This window comes from Micromonospora sp. NPDC049114 (assembly GCF_040648635.1).
Classification (GTDB): domain Bacteria; phylum Actinomycetota; class Actinomycetes; order Mycobacteriales; family Micromonosporaceae; genus Micromonospora.
In genome coordinates this window covers 54,035-79,709 of sequence record NZ_JBEZEA010000019.1, presented here as the reverse complement: position 1 = coordinate 79,709, position 25,675 = coordinate 54,035, and the positions used below count along the sequence as shown (strand labels likewise).

The following is a 25,675-nucleotide window of genomic DNA, read 5'->3' as shown; positions in this document are numbered from 1 at the left end:
GAGCTCGTCCTTCCCCACCCGCCGACCCCCAACCCTCCGGGCCACACCCGTCGATCATGAAGTTATCGCCCCGCCACGCCGGCCCCGACGGCAACAACTTCATGATCACCGCGGGCGGGGTGGGGGGTCAGGGTTGGTGGGGGCGGCGGAGGCGCAGGGCCTGGGTGATGTAGTCGAAGCCCGTCGCCACCGTGACCAGGACGGCGGCACCCATGATCCAGGGGCCGACGGCGACGAGGGCGGCCGGCATCGGCCAGAGGTACCAGGCGATGGCCAGGATCTGGAGCGCAGTCTTGATCTTGCCGCCGCGGCTGGCCGCGATCACCCCGTGCCGGATAACCCAGAACCGCAGGCCGGTGATGCCCAGCTCGCGGACGAGGATCAGCGCCGTCACCCACCAGGGCAACCTGTCGTACCAGGAGAGCAGCACCAGGGCCGCGCCGGTGAGCGCCTTGTCGGCGATCGGGTCGGCCACCTTGCCGACCGAGGTGACCAGACCGAACCGGCGGGCGATCCAACCGTCCACCAGGTCGGTCGCCGAGGCCACCGCGAAGATCAGGCAGGCCGCCATCCGCCAACCCGCGTGGGTCATCCCCGACACGATCACGGACGCGGCGAAGACCGGCACCAGCACCAGCCGCAGCGCGGTCAGGGCGTTTGCCGCGTTGAGCACGGGCACCCGCGCGACCACCCGGGCCGGCGTCGACTCCGTCGCCCCGGTCACCGTCTCGCTCCGCTCGGGTCGCCATGGCGTTTCCGGCACCGCACCACCTGGCTCCCCCGCTCCGTCCGGGCCCGCCGTCACCGTGCCGCGCCGGGCGCCGCCGAGATCATCTCATCCGGCACCGCGAGCAGATCCACCCCTTCGGTGCCGGTCACCGTGGCCCGCACCAGGTCACCCGGGCGCAACGCGGCCAGGTCGACCCCGCCGTCGGCCGGTGCGACAAGGGTGGTGGAACCGTCCACCTCCGGCGCCTGGTGCGCCGCCCGGCCCTCCACCACACCGTCGACGATCGCGTCGACGAGCACCTCGACTGTCGAGCCGAGCCGGTCTTCGGCCCGCTGCGAGCAGAGCTCGTCAGCGAGCGCGCTGAGCCGGTCGTAGCGCCGCTTGATGGTCGCGGCGGAGACCTTGCCGGGCAGGCCGGCCGCCTCGGTGCCGTCCTCGTCGCTGTAGTCGAACATGCCGATCGCGTCGAGGCGGGCCTCGGTCAGGAACCGGGTCAGCTCGTCGATGTCGGCGCGGGTCTCGCCGGGGAAGCCCACGATGAAGTTGCTCCGCGCGCCCGCCTCCGGTGCCAGCGCCCGGGCGCTGGCCAGCAGCTCCAGGAAACGGTCGGTCGAGCCGAAACGGCGCATCCGGCGCAGCACCGGCTCGCTGGAGTGCTGGAACGACAGGTCGAAGTACGGGGCCACCCCGGGAGTGCCGGCGATCGCCTCGACCAGACCGGGCCGGGTCTCGGCCGGCTGGAGGTAGCTCACCCGCACCCGGACGATGCCGGACACCGCGGCGAGCTGCGGCAGCAGCTTCTCCAGCGCGCGGGGGTCACCGAGGTCCTTGCCGTACGAGGTGGAGTTCTCGCTGACCAGCACCAGCTCGCGTACGCCGGTCTTGGCCAGCCACTCCGCCTCGGCGAGCAGCTCGTCCGGCGTACGCGAGACGAAGGCCCCACGGAACGCGGGGATGGCGCAGAACGCGCAGCGCCGGTCGCAGCCGCTGGCGAGCTTCAGCGAGGCCACCGGGCCGGTGTCCAGTCGGCGGCGCAGCACCTGGCGCAGGTGCGCCGGGGTGTGCTCGTCGGTGTCGACGGTGGCGCGGGCCACGGTGCCGTGCCCGGGCAGGGACACGGTGGCGCTCTGGCGCTGCACCGGGGTCAGCGGCAGCAGCTCGCGGCGGTCCCGGGGAGTGTGCGCGGTGATCTGCTCCCCGGCGACGACTGCGTTCAGCCGGGCGGCGATGTCCGGGTAGTCGTCGAAGCTCAGCACCGCCTGCGCCTCGGGCAGGCTGTCGGCCAGCTCCCGGCCGTAGCGCTCGGCCATGCAGCCGGCGGCCACCACCTTGGCGCCGGTGCCGGCGGCGGCGAGCAGGGTCTGGATGGAGTCCTGCTTGGCCTTCTCCACGAAGCCGCAGGTGTTGACGACCACCACGTCGGCGCCCTCGCCGTCGGTGGTCACCTGCCAGCCGTCGGCGTGCAGCCGGGCGGCCAGCTCCTCCGAGTCGACCTCGTTGCGGGCGCAGCCCAGGGTGAGCAGGGCGACGCGGCGGCCCTCGGCGTTGTCGGAAGGAGAAGGAGAGGTGGCAGACACCATCCGAGGGTACCGGGCCGGTCGCGCAAGCCCGCGCACGCGGGCCGGGGTGGTCGGCCGGCACACACCCCGCGCGTCGTCCCCGGGCGGCGACCGGTCAGCGGGTCGCGGCGCCCACGCGGGTCAGCGCGTCGAGCAGGAAGACCTCCGTGCCGGCCAGGCCGGTGGAGCAGAAGACGGAGATCTGGTCCGCCGTGCTGCGGCCGGGAACCCCGCCGGCCAGGACGCCGCCCAGGTCACGCAACCGTCCGGCGTACGGGGGCAGGGCCGCGAGCATCGGCGGCTGGTAGTCCGCCGCCTGGGCCGGCGAGTCCGTGACCAGCAGGTCGGCGACGTCCAGCAGGTCGGTGCCGAATTCGCTGCGGTCCTGCTGCTTGAAACCGACCGCGTTGACGTGCGTGCCGGGGCTCACATCGCCGGACCGCAGCACCGGGGTGCGGCTGGTGGTGGCGAGCACCACGATGTCCCGCCCGGTGACGGCCGCCCCCGGGTCGGCGGCCGCGCGGGCCGGCACGCCCAGCTCGGCGCGCACCCGGGCGGCGAAGGCGTCCCGTCGCGCCGCCGAGCGGCTGTGCACCACCACCTCGCGCAACGGTCGGACGGCGGCCGCGGCCCACACCTGGGTCCACGCCTGCCGCCCGGAGCCGATCACGCCGAGGGTCGCCGCGTCCGGCCGGGCCAGCGCGTCGACCGCCGCGCCACCCAGCCCACCGGTACGCCGGGAGCCCAGCTCCTCGCCGACGGCGACCGCCCGCACCGCTCCGGTGCGGGCGTCGTGCAGCACCACCAGCTGCTCGCCCTGCGGGTGGCCGAACGTGTCGTACGAGCGGTAGCCGTACCACTCGCCGACGAGGTGCCCGGCGGTGAGCACCATCCGTCCCCCGCCGAGCGGGGCGGCGGCCCGGGGCGGGGCGACCAGCCGCCCCTCGTACGCGGCCACCAGGGCGACCCGCATGGCGTCGACGGTGGTGGTGGCGTCCAGGACGGCGGCGATCTCGGGATCGGCATAGAGCAGGGCCATCTCGCCATACTGCAAGTTGAAGTGAGGTAGAGGTCAACGCGTGGTGGCGGGAGTCACCACCGGGGCCGTCGGGCCGGTGCTAGCGTCGGCCACGGTGGCCCGGATGCCGGTGACCACTCCGGACGAGCGGTGGGCGTACCCGGTCAGGCCAAGACGCCCCACGTGACGACCCGACCCGTCCGGTGCGCAGCCCGGGCGCTCCTTCGTGAGGTGGACGATGGCCTGGCTGGTGTTGGTGATCTCTGGACTGTTGGAGACGGTCTGGGCGATCGCCCTGGACCGCAGCGCCGGCTTCAGCCGGCTGCTCCCGTCGGCGGTGTTCGTACTGGCCCTGGTGCTGAGCATGGGCGGGCTCGCGTACGCGCTGCGCGACATACCGGTCGGCACCGGCTACGCGGTCTGGGTCGGCATCGGCGCGGTGGGGACGTCGCTGGTCGGGATGCTGGCGCTCGGCGAGTCGGCCAGCCTGCCCCGGATCCTCTGCCTGCTGCTGGTGATCGCCGGCGTGGTCGGGCTGAAGATCTTCCACTGAAGATGTACGCGTGACCAATGTCCACGGTGGGTAGTTGATCGGTCTGGCACGACAGGCTCTCACACCGGAGGAAGACATGGCCGACGTCCCCACCACCGCCCGCCCGCGTAACAACGCCGCCCGCATCCTCACCATCGTGGGCTTCGTCTTCGCCGTGCTCGCCCTGTTGCTCAACCCGATCATCTTCGGCGTGCTCGGCGTGATCGCCGGCGTCGTCGGCGCGGTGCTCGGCGACAAGCCGCTCGGCTGGTACGCCGCCGTGGCCAGCGTCGTCGCCGCGATCATCAGCCTGGTGATCATCGGCGCGCTGATCAACAACTGACCGCACTCCGACACGGGCCCGCCGGCTACCGGCGGGCCCGTCGCGTATCCCGGATCGACCGAGGGTCAGTCCACGTCCCCGCGCAGGCCGGCCAGGACGTCCTCCAGCTCGTCCGGCTTGACCAGCACGTCGCGGGCCTTCGACCCCTCCGACGGGCCGACCACCCCGCGGGTCTCCATGAGGTCCATGAGACGGCCCGCCTTGGCGAAACCGACCCGCAGCTTGCGCTGGAGCATCGAGGTGGAGCCGAACTGCGAGGTGACCACCAGCTCCACCGCCTGCACCAGCAGGTCGAGGTCGTCGCCGATGTCCTCGTCGATCTTCTTCTGGCTGTCCTTGGCGGGGGCCAGCACGTCCGGGCGGAACTCCGGCTCGCGCTGGTCCTTGCAGAACTTCACCACGTCGGCGATCTCGCGCTCGGTGACCCAGGCGCCCTGGATCCGGACCGGCTTCGAGGCCCCCATCGGCAGGAAGAGACCGTCACCGCGGCCGAGCAGCTTCTCCGCGCCGGGCTGGTCCAGGATGACCCGCGAGTCCGCGAGGGACGACGTGGCGAACGCCAACCGGGACGGCACGTTCGCCTTGATCAGACCGGTCACCACGTCGACCGAGGGGCGCTGGGTCGCCAGCACCAGGTGGATGCCGGCGGCCCGGGCCAACTGGGTGATCCGGACGACCGAGTCCTCCACGTCGCGCGGCGCGACCATCATCAGGTCCGCCAGCTCGTCCACGATCACCAACAGATACGGATACGGACGCATCTCGCGTTCGCTGCCCGGCGGGGCCTTGATCTCGCCGTTGCGGACCTTGCGGTTGAAGTCGTCGATGTGCCGGACCCCGTTGGCCGCGAGGTCGTCGTAGCGCATGTCCATCTCGCGGACCACCCAGTCCAGCGAGTCGGCCGCCTTCTTGGCATTGGTCACGATCGGGGTGACCAGGTGCGGGATGCCCTCGTAGCCGGTCATCTCGACGCGCTTCGGGTCGATCAGCAGCAGCCGCACCTCGTCCGGGGTGGCCCGGGTGAGGATGGACACCAGCAGCGTGTTGAGGCAGCTCGACTTGCCCGCGCCGGTGGCCCCGGCGATGAGGATGTGCGGCATCTTGGCGAGGTTGGCCACCACGTAGCCGCCCTCGATGTCCTTGCCGAGCGCCACCACCATCGGATGGTGGTCGCTTGTCGCCGCCCGCGAGCGCAGCACGTCACCGAGCGCCACGTTCTCCGGGTCGGTGTTCGGGATCTCCACGCCGACCGCGCTCTTACCCGGGATCGGGCTGAGGATCCGTACGTCCGGCGACTTCACCGCGTACGCGATGTTGCGGGAGAGCTGGGTGATCCGCTCGACCTTGACCCCGTGCCCCAGCTCCACCTCGTAGCGGGTGACGGTCGGGCCCCGGGTGAACCCGGTGACCGCGGCGTCCACGTCGAACTGGTCGAAGACGCCGGTGAGCGCGGCGATCACCTCGTCGTTCGCCTTGCTGCGGGTCTTCGCGGCGGCGCCGGCGCTGAGCATGTTCGCCGGGGGCAGGGTGTAGTCGCCGGCCAGGCCGGTCAACGCGAGCTGCTCGGCGCGGGTGGGCGCGGGCGAGTGCTCCGGCGGCTCGGCCGGCTTGCGGCTGGCCGGCACCTTCGCCGGGGCCTTGCGCGGGAGGACCATGGTCTCCTGGAGGTCGGCGCCCTCCAGGTCCTCGAAGTCGTCCGGGTCCAGTGGTGGGGGCATCCGCTTCGCCGGTCGCTTGCGCGCCGGGCGGAGAACCGTCTCGTCGACCTCCTCGGCGACGTCGGGGTCCGCTGTCGCGACCAGGCTTCCGGCGAGCAGGCCCAGCCGCTCGGGAATCTTGTTGATCGGCGTCGCGGTGACCACGAGCAGGCCGAAGAGCAACAGCAGGACCAGCAAGGGTACGGCCACCCACGCGGTGACCGCCCGCTCCAGCAACCCACCCACGCCGGCGCCGACCAGGCCGCCCGCGTAGTCACGCTGCACGGTGTCCACCGGGTCCTGACCGATCTGGAGCAGCGCGGCGGTCGACACCAGCAGCGAGCCCCACCCGATCAAGCCGCGACCCCGGTGCTCCGGATCGGAGGGCTGGCGCATCAACCGCCACGCACCGATCATCAGCAGCACCGGCACCACCACGGAGATCGCGCCCAGGAACAGCCGGATCGTGTCGGCCAGACGCGCGCCCACCGGGCCCGCTCCGGAGAACCAGAGCGCGACGGCGCTGAGCAGGGCCAGCCCGAACAGCAGCAGCCCGCCGCCGTCGCGACGGTGCTCGGGGTCGAGGTCGCGGGCGGAGGCAGCCTGCCGACCGGCGGCCCGCACGGCCCAACCCATTCCGTGCGCCAGCCCCATCCACAGTGCACCGATCGCGCGGCCAACGTAGACCGCCGGGCCGGGACGGGCGGGTGTGGTGCGTCGCCGTACCGGTGCCCGGGTCTTCTTCGCCGGTTGACGGGCACGGCTGTTGGTGCCACCGCGCGGCGACGCGCCGCGTCGCCGGCTCGCCTGAGAGGTACGGCCCGCCATAGAGTCACGGTAACGGTGGGGCCGGGCAGATCGCCGCTTTTCCGGGTCGTGTCCGCGCGTCGCAGCACGGACCCCACCGCCGGTCGTGATATCCGCCTCAGAAGGGATGCCCGATGGCGTCGCCGGGACTCGAGGACGATCCGCTGGCCGGGCACCCCGGTAGGTTGCGCCCGTTGACCGACGAGCTGCTCGCCGCGGTGCTCGCCGCGCGTGGCCGATCGGTCGGCCGCGCCGTGAACGGTGACCTCGTGGGTCGCTTCGACGACAACCTGATCTGGTTCCTGCGTCTCGGCGGGGACGGCGAGCTGCTCCAGGTCCGCACGATGGTCACGCCCGCCTTCGGCATCGAACGGGTCCCGGACCTGTACATCTTCTGCAACTCGTGGAACCACGACCGGCTCTGGCCGAAGGCCTTCGTGCACGTCGACGACGGGGGCAGGGCGCGGATCTACGGTGAGGTGATCACCGACCTGGAACGTGGGGTCACCCCGCACCAGCTCGACCAGTTGCTCGACTGTGGCATCTCGGCCGGCTGCCAACTCGCCGTGGCCGTCGGCCGGCTGCCCGGCGCGGTGCCGGCGTGACCGTACACCGCGATCCGGCGCTGGTGAACGCGCTCACCGACGCACGGGACCTCCCCGACGGGCCGGACCGGCTGCTCGCCCTCGAACGGCTCGCCGAGCGGGCCGACGCGGCCGGGGACCTCCGGTCCGCACTGGACGCCCGGTTCGCGCTGATCGAGGCGTACCTGCTGCACGGCGAACGGTGGCGGCTGGTCGAGCCGGTGCGCCGGTGCCGGGCCGCCGCCGACTACCGGCCCGAGCTGCTCACCGACGATGAGGGCCGACTGCTGCTGCGCCTGCAGCGGTACGCCGTGGAGGCGCTGCTCGGCACCCCCCGGGTGGGGCTGGACCAGACCCGGTCCCTCCTGGACGACCTGGCCCACCGGGTCGGTACGGACGGACCCGACGCGCCGACCGTCGCGGAGCTGCGCTGTCGGATCGCCGACCACCTCGGCGACGAGCCCACCGCCCGCCACTGGTACCAGCGGTGGGCGGGCACGGCCAGCGGGCCGTCCGGTGGATGCCCCGGCTGCGCCCCGGCCCGCCGCGCGGACCTGCTCGCCGGCTGGGGAGAGTGGCGGGCCGCGCTGGCCGAGCTGCGGGAGCCGGCTGGCGACGCGGTGGACTGCACCGACCAGCCCGAGCGGGCGCTGGTGGCCAGGCTGCTGCCCGAGCTGCGCACCGGTGAGCCGGAACGGGCCGCAGCGGCGCACGTGCGGTCGTACCGGCGGCACCGACACGAGCGTGCCGCATTCCCGTACCTCGCCGCGCACCTGCGGTTCTGTGCCCTGGGCGGGCACCTGGAACGCGGCCTGACCATCCTGGCCGAACAGCTACCCCGGTTGGACCGGCCCACCGACGACCTCGCGGCGATGGAGTTCGCCGCCGCGGGCGCGCTCGTCTGCGCCCTGGCCGTCGAGGCCGGGCTCGGCGTGCGCACTGTGCCCCGCCCGGCGTACGGGGGGCGGCCGGCCACCGACCTGGACGTCGCCACCCTCGGCGCGCTGCTGCTCGCGGTCGCCAACGAGCTGGCGGGCAGTTTCGACGCCCGCAACGGCACCGGCCACCACTCCGGCCGGATGGCCGGCTGGCTGGCCGAGCGTCCCGTGGCGGCCGCGGTGCCCCTGCCCCCCGACGACGAGCCCGGCGACGGACCCGACCCCGACATCGAGCCCGACGACGACGAACGCGAGTTGGCGACGCTGACCATCGACATGATCACCGCGGTGTTGGACCGACGCGGGGACCGGTACGTCGTTGACGAGGGCGCCACTGTGGTCGGCTCGTGGGGCGCCGTGATGATCCAGTTCCGTCGGGCCGGCGAGCGCGGCGAGGTGCTGCACGCCCGCGCCATGGCCGCCCGCCGGCTGCCCGCGACCCGCCGCGCCGAGGTGTACGCCTTCTGCAACGCCTGGAACCACGACCGGCTGCTGCCCAAGGCGTACGCGCACGACCTCGGTGAGGAGCTGGTGCTGGCCGGCGACGTGGCCACGAACCTGGCTCACGGGGTGGCCCCGGCGCAGCTCACGGTGCTGGTGGACGCCGCCATCGCCACCGGAGTCGCCTACGCCGAGGCGGTCGCCGCGCTCCCCTGATGCCGCGGACAGGGCAGTTGGTTGCAGGGCGGGGCGCGACTGTGCGACATCCGACAGCACGCAACCGGAGGCGCCGGGTCGATGTGGTACGGCCATCACCGACCACGCACCGCCACGACTCCGCCACCGGCCGGTCCGACCGCCACGGCGACCCCGTCCGCGCCGAGCACGTCCATCCCCGACGCCGCGCAACTGCCCCGCACCGGGTCGTCCGGCAGCACGTACGCCCTCATCGGCGTGGCGCTGCTGGCCCTCGGCGCCGGGCTGCTGGTGCTGCGCCGCCGGATGTCGCGGGCCTGAGCCAGAGCGCGCCCGCGACACGATCCGGGCCGGTCACCGACATCCACGGGGGATGTCGGCGACCGGCCCGGTCACGCGTGTCAGACCTCGACGACGGTGGGCACGATCATCGGGCGACGACGGTACTTGTCGTTGACCCACCGCCCCACGGTCCGCCGGACGATCTGCTGGAGCTGGTGCGGGTCGGTGATGCCGTCCGCCGCGGCCCGGTTGAGCGCCTCGGTGACCAGCGGGACCACCGGGTTGAACGCCTCCGGGTCCTCGGAGAAGCCCTTCGCGGACAGCGTCGGGCCGGCGACCACCTTGCCGGTGACCGAGTCGACGACCACTGTGGTGGCGATGAAGCCACCGTCGCCGAGGATCCGCCGTTCGGTGAGCAGCGACTCGCTGACGTCGCCGACGGCGAGGCCGTCGACGTAGACGTACCGGCTCTTCACGTGCCCGACCAGGCTGGCGCGGCCCTCGACGAGGTCGACGACGTCGCCGTCCTCGCAGATCACCACCCGGTCGGCTGCGACACCGGACTCGATGCCGAGCCGGGCGTGGGCGCGCAGGTGCCGCCACTCGCCGTGCACCGGCATCAGGTTGCTCGGACGGACCACGTTGAGCAGGTAGAGCAGTTCGCCGGCCGGGGCGTGCCCGGAGACGTGCACCTTCGCCACGTCCTTGTGCACGACGACCGCGCCGGCCCGGGCGAGCCGGTTGATGACCCGGTAGACCGAGGTCTCGTTGCCCGGCACCAGCGACGACGCCAGCACGACCGTGTCGCCGGGGGCGATGGTGATGTGCCGGTGGTCGCCGCTGGCCATCCGGCCCAGCGCGCTCATCGGCTCACCCTGCGAACCGGTGGACATCAGCACGATCTGCTCGGGAGGCAGCGTGGTCGCCTCCTCGATCCCGATGACCAGGCCGGCCGGGATGTTGAGCAGGCCGAGGTCCCGGGCGATGCCCATGTTGCGGACCATGGACCGGCCGATCAACGCGACCTTGCGGCCGTGCTCGGCGGCGGAGTCGAAGACCTGCTGCACCCGGTGCACGTGCGAGGCGAACGAGGCGACGATGATCCGACCCTTGGCCTTCGCGAAGATCGAGTCGAGCACCGGCCCGATCTCCCGCTCCGGGGTGACGAAGCCGGGGATCTCCGCGTTGGTGGAGTCGGACAGCAGCAGGTCGACGCCCTCGGCTCCGAGCCGCGCGAAGCCGGCCAGGTCGGTGATCCGGCCGTCCAGGGGGAGCTGGTCCATCTTGAAGTCGCCGGTGTGCAGCACCAGGCCGGCCGGGGTGCGGATGGCCACGGCGAGCGCGTCGGGGATGGAGTGGTTGACCGCGAAGAACTCGCACTCGAACGGGCCGAGCCGCTCCCGGCCGCCCTCGCGCACGGTCAGCGTGTACGGCTGGATGCGCCGCTCGGCCAGCTTCGCCTCGACCAGGGCGAGGGTGAACTGCGAGCCGACCAGCGGGATGTCGGGCTTGTGGGCGAGCAGGTACGGCACCGCGCCGATGTGGTCCTCGTGGCCGTGGGTCAGCACGATCGCCTGGACGTCGGCCAGCCGGTCCAGGATCGGGCCGAAGTCGGGCAGGATCAGGTCCACGCCCGGCTGCTCGACGTCGGGGAAGAGCACCCCGCAGTCGACGATCAGCAGTTTGCCGTCGTACTCGAAGACGGTCATGTTCCGACCGATGGCGCCGAGCCCGCCGAGCGGGATGATCCGCAGGCCACCTTCCGGCAGCGGCGGGGGCAGTTCCGCCTCGATGTGCGCCTCGGTCACGCGTCCACCTCATTCTGCGACGCCGTCACTCGGCGCCCATCGTGTCGTTCGATCATTCGGGCAGCTCCAGGCCCGCTGCCGCGAAGTCCGCGCGCAGCTGGGCGATCTCGTCGTCGGTGGCGTCCACGAGCGGGGGTCGCACCGGGCCGGCCGGCAGGCCCAGCGACGCCAGGCCCGCCTTCACCAGGATGGTGCCCTGCGTGCGGAAGATGCCGGTGAACAGCGGCAGCAGCCGCCGGTGCAGGGCAAGCGCGGCCGGCATGTCCCCCGCGTCGTACGCCTCGATCATCTCTGCGGTCAGCGCCCCGGTGAAGTGCGTCGAGGTGCCGACCACGCCCACGCAACCGACGGCCAGCGCCGGCAGGGTGAGCGCGTCCTCGCCGCTGTAGAAGGCGAGGCCGGTCCGGCTGGTCACCCAGCTGGTGGCGGTCAGGTCGCCCTTGGCGTCCTTGACCGCGACGATCCGCGCGTGGTCGGCGAGCCGGACCAGTGTCTCGGTGTCGATCGGCACGCCGGAGCGGTGTGGGATGTCGTACAGCATCACCGGCAGTCCGCTGGCGTCGGCCACGGCGGTGAAGTGCCGCAGCAGGCCGCTCTGCGGCGGCTTGTTGTAGTACGGGGTGACCACGAGCAGACCGTGCGCGCCGGCCTTCTCGGCGGCCGCCGCCAGCTCGATGGTGTGCCGCGTGTCGTTGGTGCCCACCCCGGCGACGACCCTGGCCCGGTCACCGACGGCCTCCACCACGGCCCGGATCAGGCGTTCCTTCTCCGCGTCGGTGGTGGTCGGCGACTCACCGGTGGTGCCGTTGACCACCAGCGCGTCGTTGCCCTGCTCGTCGACCAGGTGGCTCGCCAGTCGGGCGGCGCCGTCGAGGTCGAGCGAGCCGTCGGGGGTGAACGGGCTCACCATGGCCGTGAGCACCCGGCCGAAGGGGCGGGACGCCGTTCGGGCCGCGGCGTCGGGGTGGTCGTGCGTCATACCCTCCAACCTAGCGGACGACCAGCCGGAGCCCGCCGGGGAAGGGCTCAGGACGCCTCGTGCGGGCTGGCCGCCACCTCGGTGCCGTCCGGGAGCGTCGAGATCACGAAGTCGGCGAAGACGTTCGGCGCGACTCCCTGGAGCTGACGCAGGCACTCCACGGCCAGCTCACGGATCTCCACGTCGGCGTGCTCGGTGGCCCGCATGGCGACGAAGTGCCGCCACGCCCGGTAGTTGCCGCTGACCACGATCCGGGTCTCGGTGGCGTTGGGCAGCACCGCGCGGGCCGCCTGCCGCGCCTGCTTGCGGCGCAGCGTCGGGTTCGGCTCGTCGGAGAACCGCTGCTCAAGACCCTCCAGCAGCTCGGTGTAGGCCCGCACGCTCGCCTCGGCGGCCTCGGTGAACTTCTTGTGCAGCTCCGGGTCGTCGGCGATGACCGCCGGCTCGACCATTGCCGCGTCGCGCTCCGGGACGTACCGCTGCGAGAGCTGGGAGTACGAGAAGTGCCGGTGCCGGATCAACTCGTGGGTGAAGGAGCGCGACACCCCGGTGAAGTAGAAGGTCACCGAGCCGTGCTCCAGCACGCTCAGGTGGCCGACCTCGAGGATGTGCGCGAGATAGCCGGCGTTGGTCGCGGTCGCCGGGTTCGGCTTCTTCCACGACTGGTAGCAGGCCCGCCCGGCGAACTCGGCGAGCGCCTGGCCGCCCTCGGCGTCGGTCGACCACGGCACGTCGTCCGGGGCCGCGAACTGGGTCCACGCGATCAACTTGACCTGGGGCTGCACCATCTCCGGCATTCCTGGGACTGTAGTGGCCGGCGGTCCCCTGCCCAACTCGGGCTCGCGGTGCAGAAAGCGCCCAGCTACCGCAAAATCACCGGCTTGCGCGCACCAGCGGGGCCCCAGGTGTCCAAGATCTCGACCGGCACGCCGACGCCCTGCCGGGTCCCTGCCACGTCCTCGGTTCCCTGTCGAGCTGCCCCATATCTGGGGCAGGCGGGGCACGACACCGGGCCCACCACGCCTTGCCCCACGCCCGGGGGCAGACGGCACCACGCCGGGCCCCACCACGCCGCGTCCCACTCTGGGCAGGCGGCACGACGCCGGGCCCCACCACGCCGCGTCCCACTCTGGGCAGGCGGCACGACGCCGGACCCATCACCGCCAAGCCCCACGTCGGGGGCGGCACGACGCCGGACCCACCACCACGCCCACGTCCGGTGCAGACGGCACCACGCCGGGCCCCACCACCACCATGCCCCACATGTGGGGCAGCTCGACAGGACGCGCAGGAAGGACCCCGCGCAGCCCGACCGAGCAAGGCCCCGCCACATCACGCAGGGCGGAGCTGGCGGGCCCTCAGACGTAGAGCGACGTGAACGGCGCCCAGGGCAAATTGCGCAGCACCGAGAAGGCCAGCCACGCGCCAAGGAAACCGACGATGACCTTCGAGCTGATCCGCAGCTCCGGCAGCCGCCAACCGAACGCCTGGTTTCCCGCCCAGGCGACGAAGAGGTACGCCAGGAAGGGCACCGCGAAGACGAACAGGAAGTGGTGCCGGGCGGCGGCCGGCAGGTCGCCGTGCAGCACGTACCAGAGCGCGCGGGTGCCGCCGCAGCCCGGACAGTCGAGCCCCGTGGTCAGCTTGAGCAGGCAGGTCGGCGCGGCGTCCGGGTCGGCGTGGGCCGGGTTGCTCAGCAACGCGTAGGCCATGCCGAGGCCGACGCAGCCGACCGCGGCCAGTGGCGCCGCCCAGCGCGGTGACCGCGCGTGCAGGCGCAGCACGAGCCGGGTGAGCCGGTCGGGCTCGGGCGTCGGGTAGCCGTAGTCACCCGACGGGCTCGCCGGCCAACCCGCACCGGGGGTGGGCTGCGGCTGGTCGACCGGTCCGGGAACGCTCGTCACACGCTCACGCTACACCGGACACGCCGGCCAACGCGGCGGTGAGCGGACCGGCCAGGTCGCCGGCCGCGGGCGGCGCCACCGCGTCCAACCCGAGCCAGCCGGCGAGCCGGTACAGCTCGGCGGCGAGGGCCACGGCGGTCTCCCCCGGGTCTGCGCCGGGCTCCATCCAGGCGGCCGGCACCAGGAGCACCCCGGCCCTGCGGTCGGCCTTCAGGTCGACCCGGGCGGTGAACCTGTCGCCCTGCAGGAACGGCAGCACGTAGTAGCCGTAGACCCGCTGCGGCGCCGGCACGTAGATCTCGATCCGGTAGCTGAAGTCGAACAGCCGCTCGGTGCGGGCCCGTTCCCAGACCAGCGGGTCGAACGGGCTGACCAGGGTGTTGGCCCGGATCCACCGGGGCAGCCGGGCGGACGCGTGCAGCCACGCCGGCTGTCGCCAGCCCGCCACGGTGACCGGCACCAGCTCACCGGCCTCGGCCAGCTCGGCGACCGCCTGCCGGGCACCGGCCAGTGGCAGCCGGAAGTAGTCGCGCAGCTCCGGTTCGGCGGCCACCCCGAGCGACCGCGCCGCCAGGGCCACCAGAGCGCGGTACGCCTCGGCGTCGGTCGGGGTGGGCGCGGCCAGCACGGCCGGCGGGAGCACCCGCTCGGGCAGGTCGTAGCGGCGGGCGAAGGACGTGCTGCGCTCGGCGGCGGTCACCTCGCCGGCCCAGAACAGGAACTCCAGAGCCCGCTTCACCGCCGACCAGTTCCACCCCCAGTTGCCGGTCTCCCGAGGGGCGTCGTGCTCGATCTCGGCGGCCGTCAACGGGCCCCGTGCGGCCACCTCGTCCCGGACCCAGGCGACCAGCTCCGGCTGCTCCTGCGCGATGCGCCGCATGCCGCCCCAGGATTCGCTGTGCGCGCGGGCCATCCGCCAGCGCAGCAGCGGGTGCAGCCCCACCGGCACGAGGGACGCCTCGTGGCCCCAGTACTCGAACAGCTCGCGGGGGCGCCGGTAGGCGGCCTGGTCGAGCAGCGTGGTGGGGTACGGCCCGAGCCGGCTGTAGAGCGGCAGGTAGTGCGCCCGTTGCAGCACGTTCACCGAGTCCATCTGGATCAACCCGACCCGGTCGAGGACCCGGCGCAGATGTCGACGTGTGGGCACCCCGACCGGCGGCGGGTCGGCGAAGCCCTGGGCGGCGAGTGCCACCCGGCGGGCCTGGGCGAGTGAGAGTGCTTCCGGTGCGGCCATCGTCGGCGACGATAAATCATCGGTACGACGCCGGTGCGGGAAGCTGGACTCCGACGGCCACGGGGGCATAGAACGGTGCAATGCTGACCATCCGCCGGGAGGAGCCCGACGACGCCGAGGCGGTCGCCCGGGTGCACGTGCACGGCTGGCAGGCGGGTTACGCCGGCTTCATGCCGGACGAGGTGCTCGGACGGCTCAACGTGGTGGCCTGGGCGCAGCGCCGTCGTGACCTGGGCACGGCCGATCCGGAGCACCCGTTCAGCACCCTGCTCGGCGAGGTGGACGGGCTGGTCGTCGGCTTCACCACGTTCGGGCCGTACCGCCGCGACCAGGACCGCGACGATCTGGATCCGACCGTCGGCGAGGTGCTGGCGCTCTACGTGGAGCCGGCGTTCTGGGGTGACGGGACGGCCGCCGCGCTGTTCGCCGCCGCCCGTGTCGGGCTCAGTGAGCGAGGCTGGACCGGCTATCGGGCGTGGGTGCTGGAGGACAACAAGCGGGCCCGCCGGTTCTGCGAACGGGTCGGGCTGTCACCTGACGGTGAGCGGTCGACCTACCAGGTGCCGCTCGCCGGCGGGCGCGGGCCGGTCGGGCTGGTCGAGCTGCGGTACGCCGGCCGTCTCGACGACTGACCCGCCAGGTGCCAGCCACCTGCGGACCGGCAGGAACGCCAGCAGGGCGAGGCTGATCCAGACGTACGCGTTGCTGCCGACGAAGCCGTCGACACCTGTGAAGTCCTTCTCCCAGAACCAGACGGTGCGGCTGATCAGCAGCACGTACCCGATGGTCGCGGCGGTCAGCAGGACGCGCCGGCGGCGCCCGGCCGGCGCGGCCATCGCGTTGTCGACGAGCAGGATCAGCCCGGGCAGCAGCCAGACCAGGTGGTGCACCCAGGTGACCGGGCTGACCAGGCACATCACCGCGCCGGTGAGGGCCAGGCCGGTCGCCTCGTCACCGGCGGCGACGGCCGTGCGGGACCGCCAGGCCCAGAGCGCCAGGGTGCCGAGCACCAGCAGCAGCCAGAGCACTGTGCTCGGGTGCTGCGGGTCGAGCCGGGCGACCACCCCGCGCAGCGACTGGTTGGAGACGAACGCCAGCTCGCCGACCCGCCCGGTGTTCCACAGCGCCTCGGTCCAGAACTCCCGGGAGGCGTCCGGGAAGAGCGCGCCGGCCAGCAACGTCACCCCGGCGGCCGCGCCGCTGGCGGTGAGCGCCGCCCGCCACCGCCCGGTGACCAGCAGATAGACGATGAAGACGCCCGGGGTCAGCTTGATCGCGGTGGCCACGCCGATGCCCACCCCGGCCCACCGGTTGCCGGCCGGCAGCAGCCGCAGCAGGTCCACCGCCACCAGGAAGAGCAGCAGCGTGTTGACCTGGCCGAAGTTCACCGTCTCCCGCATCGGCTCGAAGGCGGCGGCCAGGCAGAGCGCGACGGCGAGCGCGAACCACCGGGTCCAGCCGGCGCGACGGGCGATCGGGTCGACCAGCCACCAGATCAGCACCGTCGTGGTGACCACGCTGGCGAGCACGCTCACCACGATCGCGGCCGACCACGGCAGGTACGCCATCGGCAGCATGACCAGCGCCGCGAACGGCGGGTACGTGAAGCCGTACTGGGTGCCGGGTTTGAGGTAGTCGTAGATCTCCCCGCCGTCGTGCACCCACCACGTCAACGCGCCGTAGTAGACCTTGAGGTCGAAGAATCCGTGCCGGACGGCCGCGACGGCGAGGAACGCGGTGACCGCCGCGGCGAGCACCACCACCCCGACGACCTGCACGGTCGTCCTGTTGGCACCCTGCGCCACCGTCGCCTCCCTGGCCCTTGAGTAGGCTCCCGTCCCATGGCTCTCGGGTACGTCCGCCCGGCGCGTCCCGAGGACGCCGGCGAGATCGCACGCATCCAGCTCGCGACCTGGCGGGTCGCGTACCGCCGGATCCTGCCTCGGCATGTGCTCGACAACCTGGACGAGGCGTTCCTCGCCAGGCGGTGGAGCGCCGCGGTGCTGGAGCCGCCCTCGGGCGCGCACCGGGTGCTGGTCGCCGTCGAACAGGCCGAGCAATCGTATCTGGTGGGGTTCGCCGCCTCCGGTCCGGCCGACGGCGAGGCGCTCGCCCCGGGTGAGCCGGCCGACGCGCTCGGCCCGGACGTGGCGGCGGTGACCGACCTGCTGGTCGAGCCGCGCTGGGGCCGGCGGGGGCACGGCAGCCGGCTGCTCGCCGCCGCCGTCGACCTGTGGCGCGAGGACGGCATGAGCCGGGCGGTAGCCTGGGCGTTCGACGGTGACGAGGCGACCCGCACGTTCCTCACCAGCACCGGTTGGGAGCCCGACGGGGCGGCCCGGGCGCTGGACGTCGACGACATGCTGGTGCCTCAGGTGCGCCTGCACGTGGCCGTTCCGCCGGAGAAGACCGACTGACCGACAGCGGCGGCCCCGACGCGAGGCCGCCACTGTCGGTCCGGGGTCAGCCCTTGTCCGCGCCGTCGTTGGCGTCGCGGACGAAGTAGCGCTGGAACACCACGAAGATGATCGCCACCGGGATGGTGGCGAGCAGCGCCGCGCCCAGCTTGAGCGGGTACTGGGTGCCGCTGCCCAGCGAGCCGCTGACCAGGTCGGCGAGGCCGCGCGGCAGGGTGAACAGGTCCGGGTCCTGCACCGACACGAGGCTGTGCGGGAACTCGTTCCAGGAGCCCTGGAACGACAGGATGGTGAGGGTGATCAGCGCCGGCTTCGCCATCGGCAGCACCACCGACCAGAAGGTGCGGAAGATGCTCGCCCCGTCGATGCGGGCGGCCTCCTCCACGCTCACCGGGATTGACTCGAAGAACTGCTTCATGATGAACACGCCCGCCGCGTCGGCCAGCAGCGGCACCACGAGGCCGGCGTAGCTGTTGTAGATGCCGAGCTGGTTGAGCACCAGGAACTTCGGGATCAGCAGCACCACGCCGGGCACCGCCATCACCGCGATGACCGCGGCGAACAGCCCGCCTCGACCGGCGAACCGCAGCCGGGCCAACGCGTACCCGGCGAGCGAGTCGAAGAACACCCGGCCGAGGGTCACCAGCACGGTGACCAGCAGCGAGTTGCCCAGCCAGAGCGGAAAGTTGGTGCCGGCGAAGATCCGCTCGAAACCGGCCAGGCTGAGCGGGTCCGGGAACGGCGAGAGCGGGTTCGCCGCCGCGTCGGGCTCGGTCTTGAACGAGCTCGCGATCTGGATGACGAACGGATAGAGGAACACCAGCCCGAAGAAGACAAGCGTGGCGTACCCCAGAAAGCGGGTGGCCAGGGTGCGGGCCGCGCGCTGGTCGCCGCGCGCGGGCGCCGCCGCCGGGCGGTCGGTCGACACGGCCATGTCAGGACCTCTCCGGTACGCGTCGACGCCGCCAGCCGCGGCGCGGCCGGTCGGTGTCCCGCTCGGCGAGCACCCGGCGCTGGATCAGCGTGAGCACGATGATGATCAGGAACAGCACGAAGGAGATCGCCGCGCCGGAGCCGTAGTCGAAGTCGCGGAACGCGGTCCGGTACGACAGGTAGGCCGGGGTGAGGGTGGTCTTGGCCGGGTCGCCCTGGCTCATGACGTACACCTGGTCGAAGACCTGCCAGGAGCCGATCATGCCGAGGGTGAGCACCAGGAACGTGGTCGGCCGGATCATCGGCAGGGTCACGTGGCGGAACCGCTGCCAGGCCGAGGCTCCGTCGAGCGTGCTGGCCTCGTCCAGCGTCACCGGCACGTTCTGCAGGCCGGCCAGGAACATCAGCATGAACGTGCCGGAGGTGGTCCAGACGACCAACGTGATGATCGAGATCATCGCCACGCTGGGGCCGGCCAGCCAGTCCCACCAGGTCAGCCCGAACGGGCCGCCGTCGGTGAGGGCCGCCGGGGGTGAGTCGACGCCTACCGCGCCGAGGAGCAGGTGCAGCACGCCCCGGGAGTCGGCGAACCACTCCGGCCCGTCGATCCCGAAGAAGCCGAGCAGCGCGTTCACCGCGCCGGAGTTGGCGAAGAGGAACAGGAACACCACGCTGATCGCGACCGAGCTGGTGACCGAGGGAAAGTAGAACGCGCTGCGGAAGAAGCTCTTGCCCTTGAGCATCCGGTTGTTGACCACCAGCGCCAGCCCGAGCGCGAGCACGGTCTGCGCCGGCACCACTATCGCCACGTAGTAGATGTTGTTGCGGATGCTCGTCATGAAGTCGCGGCGGGCCAGCCCGTCCTCGGTGAACAACTGGGTGTAGTTGTGCGCGCCGACGAACGGGACGTCGCCGGTGAACGGGCTGCCCTGCCCGTTCCAGTCGGTCAGGCTGACCCAGAGCGCCATCAGGATCGGCAGCAGCAGGAACAGCCCCAGGATGACGATCACCGGCGCGACGAAGAGCCAGCCGGCGAGGTTCTCGTTGCCGCGTACGCCTCCGCGCCGTCGCCGAGGGCTCGTCCCGGGCGCGGTGGCCACGGCGGTCAGTGTCTCGGTTGCCATCTCCCCTCCCTCCTTGTCTCGGGCCGAAGGTGCGCGAGGGGGGCCCGCTCGTCGTCGGGGCCCCCGCCGTCACCTCAGCTGCCGCCGAGCGCCGCCTTGGCGTTCTTGTCGAAGTTCTGCAGCACGGTCTTCGGGTCGCCGTTGGTCAGGCTCTGCAGACCCGTGTCGAGGTCCTTGAGGACGCTGTCCATCTTCGGCGCGTTCACCGGGCCCTGGGCGTACGCGGCGCCGTCGATGAACACCTTGTCGGCCGGGGAGGCCGCCGTGTACTGGTCGCGCACCGACTGCCGCGACGGCATGACACCTACCGCCTTCGCGAACGTCAGCTGCTGCTCACCGCTGGTCATCGCCTCGACGAACTTGATGGCCTGGTCCTTGTACTTGCTCTTCGCCGCGATGCCCCAGCACTGGGTGAAGGAGAGGGTGCCCTGACCCTTCGGGCCGGCCGGCAGCGCCACCACCTTGTACTTCACGTTCGGGAAGTCGTTCTGCAGGGCGCCCTTGATCCAGTTGCCCTCGATGGTCATGACGGCCTTGCCCTTGCCGAACGCCTCACCGGACCAGCCCGAGTCGAGCTGCTTCGGGTACTTCGCCAGGCCCGAGGTGAGCAGGGACTTGACGTACTGGAGGGCGGCCAGGTTCTCCGGGGTGTCGGCTGTCGGCTGCTTGCCGTCCTTGCTCAGCAGCCAGCCGCCGTTCTGCACGAGGAACGCGCCGATGCGGTCCCGGGTGTCGCCGAGGGCCAGGGCGACCTGCCCCTTCGCCTTGATCTTCTGGGCGGTAGCGGTGAGCTGGTCCCAGGTGGTCGGCACGTCGGCGTCGGTCAGCCCGGCCTTCGCCCACAGGTCCGTGTTGATCTGCAGGGCCAGGGTGGAGAAGTCCTTGGGCGCGCAGTAGAGCTTGCCGTCGTACGTGAAGGTGGTGCGCAGGCTCTCGTAGAAGTCGTCCGGGTTCGAGATCTTGTCGCCGTACGGCTCCAGCGCGCCGACACTCGCGTAGTCGGCGAACCGGGCCGCGTCCACGTAGAAGACGTCGGGCGGGGTGCCACCGGCGAGACCCTGGCCGAGCTGCTGGGTGAGGTCCTGCGCCGGGGTGACCGTTGCGGTGTTGCCGGAGCTGCTGGCCCACTTCGCCGCGGCGTCCTGCACGGCCTTGGTCTCGGCCTCGCCGGAGGATCCGATCAGGATCTGGAGGCTGGCCGGTCCGCTGGACTGGGTGGCGTCGCCGGACGAGTCGTCGAAGCCGCTGCCGCAGGCCGCGGACCCGAGAAGGGCGACGGCGGCGAGGCCGGCCACCGCCGCCCGGGTGAGGTGTCGAGGTGCCATGGGGTTCTCCTGGTGGGGGGATGGGACTACGCGGTGTGCCGAAGCGCCAGCGAGGGCTGGAGCAGCACGTGGGTGGGGGTCTCGTGGTTGCCGTCGAGGACTCCGGTGAGCAGGTCCACGCAGCGGGCGGCGGCCTCGCCGAGCGGCTGGCTGACGCTGGCCAGCCCCACCGCCGCGGCGACCGGCGTGTCGTCGAAGCCGATCACCGACACCGGTGGGTCGGTATCCCGGATGGCCTGGAGCGCGCCGAGAGCGAGCGAGTCGCTGGCGCAGACCACTGCGGTCGGCGCGTCGGCGGCCAGCAGGTCCCGCATCAGGCGTTCGCCCTCGGCGATGCCGTCCTCGGTCTCGCGGTGCAGCCCGGCCGGGTCGACACCGGCGGCGCGCAGCGCGTCCTGCCAGCCGGCCCGCCGGTCGTCGCCCACACCGGACCCGAGGGGCCAGCCGATGAACGCGATCCGCCGGTGCCCGGCGTCGAGCAGGTGCCGGGTCGCTGCGGCGGTGCCGGCGGCGCCGTCCACGTCGACCCAGGGGTGCGCGTCGAGCGCGTCCCACGGGCGGCCGAAGGTCACGAACGGCACGTCCCGGTCGGCGAGCCAGGCGGTACGCGGGTCGCCGTACTTGGTGCCGACGAGCACGAACGCGTCCAGCTCGTACGTGCCGAGCAGGTCGTCGTAGGTGGCGATCTCCCGATCGTCGTCGGTGGCGGTGTAGAGCAGCACCCGGTAGCCGGCGGCGTCGGCGGTCTCGGTGAGGCCGTGCAGGAAGCGGTCGAGAACGGAGCCGTTGATGCCGTCGCGGGTCGGCTCGATCCGGGCGGCGATGAGGCGGGACCGGCCGGTGCGCATCTGTCGGGCCGCCTGGTTGGCCCGGTAGCCGAGCGCGTTGATCGCGTCCTCGACCCGCTGGCGGGTCTCCTGCCGCACGATGTGCGGCGCGTTGAGCACGTTGGAGACCGTCTGCCGGCTTACTCGGGCGTGCCGGGCCACCGTCGCAATGGTTACCTTCTCGGGCACTTAATCCCTCTCGCCGTCTTGAACGATCCAATTCGGATAGTGCACGATTAGATCGTTCAAGTTTTTGGAATGTTTCGCACTTTGCACCGCCAGGGGCCGCGTTGTCAAGATGTCCGCCCCGCACCCCGAGATCTGGAGCCGCACCGTGATCGAACGCCAGCTGCAACCCCTCCTGCACGAGTTGGTGGGGGTGGTGTTCGCCCCGACCAGTGCGCTGGGGGACGCGACCGGGCAGATCCGCCCGACCGGCGTCCAGGGCGTCTTCCACGCCGACGCCCGCGTACTCTCCCGGGCCGAACTGCGCGTCGACGACCAGGAGCTGGAGGGGCTGACCCGCGGCGCGGACGGCCCGCACGCCGTCCGCTTCGTGGGCCTGGCACGCTGGCTCGGCGATCCCACGCCCGACCCCACCGTCCGCGTCGACCGGCTCCGGCGGGCCATTCGCAACGGCCTGACCGAGGAGCTGCGGATCGTCTCCACCGCCACCGTCGGCGTACGGGCCACAGTGAGCGTCGACCTCGGCTGCGACCTGGCGCCCATCGAGGTGGTCAAGTCCGGCGGCGCGGCCGTGCCGCTGGAGGCCAAGACCGGCCAACCGGGCCTGCTCACCTGGTCGGCGGAGGGCATCACCGTCACCGTCACCGCGCCCGACGCCGACGTGCTCACCGCCGACGAACGGGCCACCGCGCCCCGACTGGCCTGGCCGATCGACCTGCCACCCGGAGGCGAGACGGTGCTGCGCTGGCAGGTGACCATCGACGACCCGCGCGCCGTCGTGATCGCCCCGGGTGGCGAACCGGAGTGGGCCCGACCCGAGGTGACCGCCGACGACCGGCGACTGGTCCGCTTCCTCGACCGCAGCCTGGACGACCTGCGCGGGCTACGCCTGGCCGAGACCGGCGCCCCCGGGGACGTCTTCCTCGGCGCCGGAGTGCCCTGGTTCCTGACCCTGTTCGGCCGGGACAGCCTCTGGGCGGCCCGGATGATGCTGCCGCTCGGCACGGACCTGGCCGCCGGCACCCTGCGCGTCCTCGCCCGTCGCCAGGGCACCCGCGTCGACCCGGCCACCGGGGAGGCCCCCGGCAAGATCCTGCACGAGCTGCGCGGGCAGGAGTTCGCGCTGCCCGGAAACGGACTGCGCCTCCCGCCTGCCTACTACGGCACCGTCGACGCCACCATGCTCTGGGTCAACCTCCTGCACGACGCGTGGCGCTGGGGCCTGCCGACCGAGCAGATCGAGCCTCTGCTGCCCCACCTGGAGGCCGCCCTGCGCTGGCTCGGCGAGCACGCCGACCCCGACGGCGACGGCCTCGTCGAGTACGTCGACACCACCGGCCACGGGCTGTCCAACCAGGGCTGGAAGGACTCCGGCGACGCCGTACGGTTCCACGACGGCTCCCTGGCCACCGCGCCCATCGTGCTGGCCGAGGTGCAGGGGTACGCGCACGAGGCGGCGGTGAACGGCGCCGCCCTGCTGGACGCCTTCGGCCGCCCCGATGGGGACCGCTGGCGCGAGCACGCCGCCACGCTGGCCCGCCGGTTCCGGGACAGCTTCTGGGTCGACGGCCGGTACGGCCCGCAGCCCGCCCTGGCCCTCGACCGCGACAAGCGCCCCGTCGACTCACTGACCAGCAACATCGGTCACCTGCTCGGCACCGGCCTGCTCACCGTCGAGGAGGAGAGCCAGGTCGCCCGCCTGCTCACCACCGACACACTGGCCGGCGGCTTCGGACTACGGACGATGTCCACCGACGACGCCGGCTTCAGCCCGCTGTCGTACCACTGCGGTTCGGTCTGGACCCACGACACAGCGATCGTGCTCGCCGGGCTGGCCCGCGGCGGGCACCGCGACGCCGCGCTCGGCCTGGCCGAAGGGCTGCTCGCGGCGGCCGAGGCGTTCGACTACCGGATGCCGGAGCTGTACGGCGGCGACGACCGGGCGCTGCTCGACCGCCCGGTGCCGTACCCGGCGGCGTGCCGGCCGCAGGCGTGGGCCGCGGCGGGTGCCGTGCTGCTGCTCCAGGCCGCCACGGGCCTCTACCCCGACGTACCGGGCGAAACGGTCCGGCTGACCCCGCTGGCCGGCCCCGAACTGGGCGCCGTGCGCGCCGCCAACCTCCGCGTGGCCGGCAGACCGGTGACAGTCACGGTGAACCGCACCGGCGAAGCCACGATGACAGGTCACCCCACCCCCCTGAAGACCTCGACCCTCCCCACCCAACGCCACCCCAGAACCCCATCCAACCCCCGCTAACCCCCCGCCCTCGCCTCCGCCCTCGCCCCCGCCGCCGTCCCCGTCGCCGTCCCCGTCGATCATGGAGTCGTGGTGGGCAGCAGCTCCACATGTGTCCCTTTTGCGGGGGCACCACAACTCCATGATCGACGCCGGTCAGGCTGGGCCGGGTTTGGCGACGGGGGTCAGGGGGTTTGTTCGGCGATCAGCTCGTCGTCGTCCACGCCGCCCGTGGGGTGGAAGCCGAGGGAGGCGTAAAGGGCCGCTGCCGGGGTGTTGTCCGGGTGGTACGAGAGGCGGACCGGGGGGTTGCCGTCTCGGGCCGCCAGCCAGGGCGCCAGCGTCTGCATGGTGGCCCGGCCGACGCCCCGGCCCTGCTCCGCGGCGTCGATCAGCATTCCGCCGATCCAGTGCGAGCCGTCGTCGTCCGCACCCCACATGACGTGGCCGACGACTGTCTCGTCGGCGTACACCGCGAGCGAGGTCCACACCTGCGAGCGGCTACTCAGCAGCAGGTACCGTGCGCCCAGCGCGGCCACGAACCGACGCTGGTCGTCGCGCGGGGCGACGTCGGCGACCGCCCGCCAGTTGTCGTCGTCCACCGGGCGCAGCGTCACTCTCCGCCCGACCCGATCCAGGTGTCCCGCATCGATCATCCGGCGGATGCTACCCGGACCCGCAACGCCTTCAGATCTTGGACAGTTTCCGTCAACGCGGAACGGAAAGTGTCCAAGATCTGCGCTGGCATCGGCGCGGACGAGCGGCCCGGTCAGTCGAGCAGGGCGTCCAGGCCGACGGTGAGGCCGGGGCGGTTGCGTACCGCGCGGACGGCCAGCAGCACGCCGGGCATGAAGGACACCCGGTCGTACGAGTCGTGGCGGATGGTCAACGTCTCGCCGGTGCCGCCGAACAGCACCTCCTGGTGCGCGACCAGGCCGGTGGCACGCACCGCGTGGACGCGTACCCCGTCGATGTCGGCGCCCCGCGCCCCCGGCACCTCGTCCTTTGTGGCGTCCGGCACCGGCCCGAGACCGGCCTCGGCGCGCGCCCGGGCGATCTGCCGGGCGGTGTGCGTGGCGGTGCCGCTCGGGGCGTCCAGCTTGCGCGGGTGGTGCTGCTCGATGATCTCGACGGACTCGAAGTGCCGGGCGGCCCGCGCGGCGAACTGCATCATCAGCACCGCGCCGATGCCGAAGTTCGGGGCGATGACCACGCCCACCCCGGGCTTGTCGGCGAGCCAGCCGCGTACCTGCTCCAGCCGCTGCTCGGTGAAGCCGGTCGTGCCGACGACCGCGCTGATGCCCTGCTCGATGCACCACTTCAGGTTGTCCATGACGACGTCCGGCGTGGTGAAGTCGACGACCACGTGGGCGCCGGAGACGGCGGAACGGCTGTCGCCCTGGTCGATCGACGCCGCCAGTTCGAGGTCGTCGGCGGCGTCGACCGCCTTGCAGACCTCGATGCCCATCCGGCCGCGGGCACCGAACACGCCGACGCGGGTCTTCTCCTGCTCGTCAGTCACGCGGCACAACCTATCCCAATCGGGACGCGCCACCACTGCCGGATCCGGTCCGCT

Annotated in this window: 24 protein-coding genes and 1 riboswitch; of the genes, 8 read left to right on the top strand and 16 right to left on the bottom strand. The window is 72.5% G+C overall.

Translation table 11 applies throughout. The features are described from left to right. Positions 1–127: 127 nt before the first annotated feature. The 3 genes from pgsA to AB0B39_RS31335 all read right to left on the bottom strand — a co-directional run bounded on the left by pgsA (position 128) and on the right by AB0B39_RS31335 (position 3,328). A complete protein-coding gene (gene pgsA, locus AB0B39_RS31345; protein ID WP_234588299.1) occupies positions 128–724 on the bottom strand; it encodes a CDP-diacylglycerol--glycerol-3-phosphate 3-phosphatidyltransferase in 597 nt (198 codons plus the stop codon). A 77-nt stretch (positions 725–801) separates the two neighbouring features. After that, positions 802–2,310 (bottom strand): 30S ribosomal protein S12 methylthiotransferase RimO, encoded by a 1,509-nt coding sequence (rimO, locus tag AB0B39_RS31340; protein ID WP_234588298.1) that lies wholly within the window; start codon positions 2,308–2,310, stop codon positions 802–804. A 94-nt stretch (positions 2,311–2,404) separates the two neighbouring features. Further along, on the bottom strand, positions 2,405–3,328 hold the full coding sequence (locus AB0B39_RS31335) for an ornithine cyclodeaminase family protein (protein WP_357497900.1): 924 nt from the start codon (positions 3,326–3,328) through the stop codon (positions 2,405–2,407). A gap of 91 nt (positions 3,329–3,419) precedes the next feature. Beyond that, positions 3,420–3,491, top strand: a riboswitch (guanidine-III (ykkC-III) riboswitch). Positions 3,492–3,545: 54 nt separating this feature from the next. On the opposite strand from AB0B39_RS31335, the gene AB0B39_RS31330 reads away from it, so the two are divergent. Further along, complete coding sequence (locus tag AB0B39_RS31330) at positions 3,546–3,860, top strand: SMR family transporter (RefSeq protein ID WP_357497902.1); 315 nt, start codon at positions 3,546–3,548, stop codon at positions 3,858–3,860. Positions 3,861–3,936: 76 nt separating this feature from the next. Beyond that, positions 3,937–4,182, top strand: a complete 246-nt coding sequence (locus AB0B39_RS31325) for a hypothetical protein (RefSeq protein ID WP_234588295.1) — start codon at positions 3,937–3,939, stop codon at positions 4,180–4,182. A 65-nt stretch (positions 4,183–4,247) separates the two neighbouring features. Here AB0B39_RS31325 and AB0B39_RS31320 read toward each other — a convergent pair whose 3' ends face one another. Further along, positions 4,248–6,707: a DNA translocase FtsK gene (locus tag AB0B39_RS31320; RefSeq protein WP_357576092.1), complete on the bottom strand. Its 2,460-nt coding sequence runs from the start codon at positions 6,705–6,707 to the stop codon at positions 4,248–4,250. A gap of 113 nt (positions 6,708–6,820) precedes the next feature. Here AB0B39_RS31320 and AB0B39_RS31315 point away from each other — a divergent pair, with 113 nt between their 5' ends. The 3 genes from AB0B39_RS31315 to AB0B39_RS31305 all read left to right on the top strand — a co-directional run bounded on the left by AB0B39_RS31315 (position 6,821) and on the right by AB0B39_RS31305 (position 9,165). Continuing rightward, positions 6,821–7,291, top strand: coding sequence for a YbjN domain-containing protein (locus AB0B39_RS31315; protein ID WP_357497905.1), 471 nt, complete (start codon positions 6,821–6,823; stop codon positions 7,289–7,291). Then, on the top strand, positions 7,288–8,865 hold the full coding sequence (locus tag AB0B39_RS31310; protein WP_357497907.1) for a YbjN domain-containing protein: 1,578 nt from the start codon (positions 7,288–7,290) through the stop codon (positions 8,863–8,865). Before AB0B39_RS31315 ends, AB0B39_RS31310 begins: the two co-directional genes overlap by 4 nt. 81 nt (positions 8,866–8,946) lie before the next feature. Then, positions 8,947–9,165: an LPXTG cell wall anchor domain-containing protein gene (locus AB0B39_RS31305; protein ID WP_357576091.1), complete on the top strand. Its 219-nt coding sequence runs from the start codon at positions 8,947–8,949 to the stop codon at positions 9,163–9,165. 80 nt (positions 9,166–9,245) lie between these two features. On the opposite strand, the gene AB0B39_RS31300 is transcribed toward AB0B39_RS31305, so the two are convergent. The 5 genes from AB0B39_RS31300 to AB0B39_RS31280 all read right to left on the bottom strand — a co-directional run bounded on the left by AB0B39_RS31300 (position 9,246) and on the right by AB0B39_RS31280 (position 15,051). Further along, positions 9,246–10,934 (bottom strand): ribonuclease J, encoded by a 1,689-nt coding sequence (locus tag AB0B39_RS31300; protein WP_124854118.1) that lies wholly within the window; start codon positions 10,932–10,934, stop codon positions 9,246–9,248. Between the two features lie 52 nt (positions 10,935–10,986). Further along, positions 10,987–11,913 (bottom strand): 4-hydroxy-tetrahydrodipicolinate synthase, encoded by a 927-nt coding sequence (gene dapA / locus AB0B39_RS31295; RefSeq protein ID WP_357497912.1) that lies wholly within the window; start codon positions 11,911–11,913, stop codon positions 10,987–10,989. A 47-nt stretch (positions 11,914–11,960) separates the two neighbouring features. Beyond that, entirely contained in the window at positions 11,961–12,701 is a 741-nt protein-coding gene (gene thyX / locus AB0B39_RS31290) for an FAD-dependent thymidylate synthase (RefSeq protein WP_234588306.1), read from the bottom strand. 570 nt (positions 12,702–13,271) lie between these two features. Continuing rightward, positions 13,272–13,697: a DUF2752 domain-containing protein gene (locus AB0B39_RS31285; RefSeq protein ID WP_234588304.1), complete on the bottom strand. Its 426-nt coding sequence runs from the start codon at positions 13,695–13,697 to the stop codon at positions 13,272–13,274. A gap of 124 nt (positions 13,698–13,821) precedes the next feature. Further along, positions 13,822–15,051: a crosslink repair DNA glycosylase YcaQ family protein gene (locus tag AB0B39_RS31280; protein ID WP_234588285.1), complete on the bottom strand. Its 1,230-nt coding sequence runs from the start codon at positions 15,049–15,051 to the stop codon at positions 13,822–13,824. An 80-nt stretch (positions 15,052–15,131) separates the two neighbouring features. Here AB0B39_RS31280 and AB0B39_RS31275 point away from each other — a divergent pair, with 80 nt between their 5' ends. Then, positions 15,132–15,683, top strand: a complete 552-nt coding sequence (locus AB0B39_RS31275) for a GNAT family N-acetyltransferase (RefSeq protein WP_357497916.1) — start codon at positions 15,132–15,134, stop codon at positions 15,681–15,683. Here AB0B39_RS31275 and AB0B39_RS31270 read toward each other — a convergent pair. Next, a complete protein-coding gene (locus AB0B39_RS31270) occupies positions 15,582–16,856 on the bottom strand; it encodes a glycosyltransferase 87 family protein (protein WP_357576090.1) in 1,275 nt (424 codons plus the stop codon). The genes AB0B39_RS31275 and AB0B39_RS31270 overlap by 102 nt on opposite strands. A gap of 36 nt (positions 16,857–16,892) precedes the next feature. Here AB0B39_RS31270 and AB0B39_RS31265 point away from each other — a divergent pair, with 36 nt between their 5' ends. Continuing rightward, positions 16,893–17,468 (top strand): GNAT family N-acetyltransferase, encoded by a 576-nt coding sequence (locus tag AB0B39_RS31265; RefSeq protein ID WP_357497920.1) that lies wholly within the window; start codon positions 16,893–16,895, stop codon positions 17,466–17,468. A gap of 46 nt (positions 17,469–17,514) precedes the next feature. On the opposite strand, the gene AB0B39_RS31260 is transcribed toward AB0B39_RS31265, so the two are convergent. The 4 genes from AB0B39_RS31260 to AB0B39_RS31245 all read right to left on the bottom strand — a co-directional run bounded on the left by AB0B39_RS31260 (position 17,515) and on the right by AB0B39_RS31245 (position 21,866). After that, a complete protein-coding gene (locus AB0B39_RS31260) occupies positions 17,515–18,402 on the bottom strand; it encodes a carbohydrate ABC transporter permease (RefSeq protein ID WP_234588278.1) in 888 nt (295 codons plus the stop codon). Between the two features lies 1 nt (position 18,403). Further along, positions 18,404–19,525 (bottom strand): sugar ABC transporter permease, encoded by a 1,122-nt coding sequence (locus AB0B39_RS31255; RefSeq protein ID WP_357576089.1) that lies wholly within the window; start codon positions 19,523–19,525, stop codon positions 18,404–18,406. A 74-nt stretch (positions 19,526–19,599) separates the two neighbouring features. Further along, entirely contained in the window at positions 19,600–20,850 is a 1,251-nt protein-coding gene (locus tag AB0B39_RS31250; RefSeq protein WP_357497925.1) for an ABC transporter substrate-binding protein, read from the bottom strand. 26 nt (positions 20,851–20,876) lie between these two features. Beyond that, positions 20,877–21,866, bottom strand: coding sequence for a LacI family DNA-binding transcriptional regulator (locus tag AB0B39_RS31245; protein WP_357497927.1), 990 nt, complete (start codon positions 21,864–21,866; stop codon positions 20,877–20,879). A gap of 109 nt (positions 21,867–21,975) precedes the next feature. On the opposite strand from AB0B39_RS31245, the gene AB0B39_RS31240 reads away from it, so the two are divergent. Further along, a complete protein-coding gene (locus AB0B39_RS31240) occupies positions 21,976–24,120 on the top strand; it encodes a glycogen debranching N-terminal domain-containing protein (protein ID WP_357576088.1) in 2,145 nt (714 codons plus the stop codon). Positions 24,121–24,284: 164 nt separating this feature from the next. Here the strand turns inward: AB0B39_RS31240 and AB0B39_RS31235 are convergent, their stop codons facing one another. Both AB0B39_RS31235 and dapB read right to left on the bottom strand, forming a co-directional pair. Beyond that, on the bottom strand, positions 24,285–24,755 hold the full coding sequence (locus AB0B39_RS31235; RefSeq protein ID WP_357576087.1) for a GNAT family N-acetyltransferase: 471 nt from the start codon (positions 24,753–24,755) through the stop codon (positions 24,285–24,287). A 113-nt stretch (positions 24,756–24,868) separates the two neighbouring features. After that, on the bottom strand, positions 24,869–25,621 hold the full coding sequence (gene dapB / locus AB0B39_RS31230; RefSeq protein WP_357497933.1) for a 4-hydroxy-tetrahydrodipicolinate reductase: 753 nt from the start codon (positions 25,619–25,621) through the stop codon (positions 24,869–24,871). Positions 25,622–25,675: the final 54 nt, after the last annotated feature.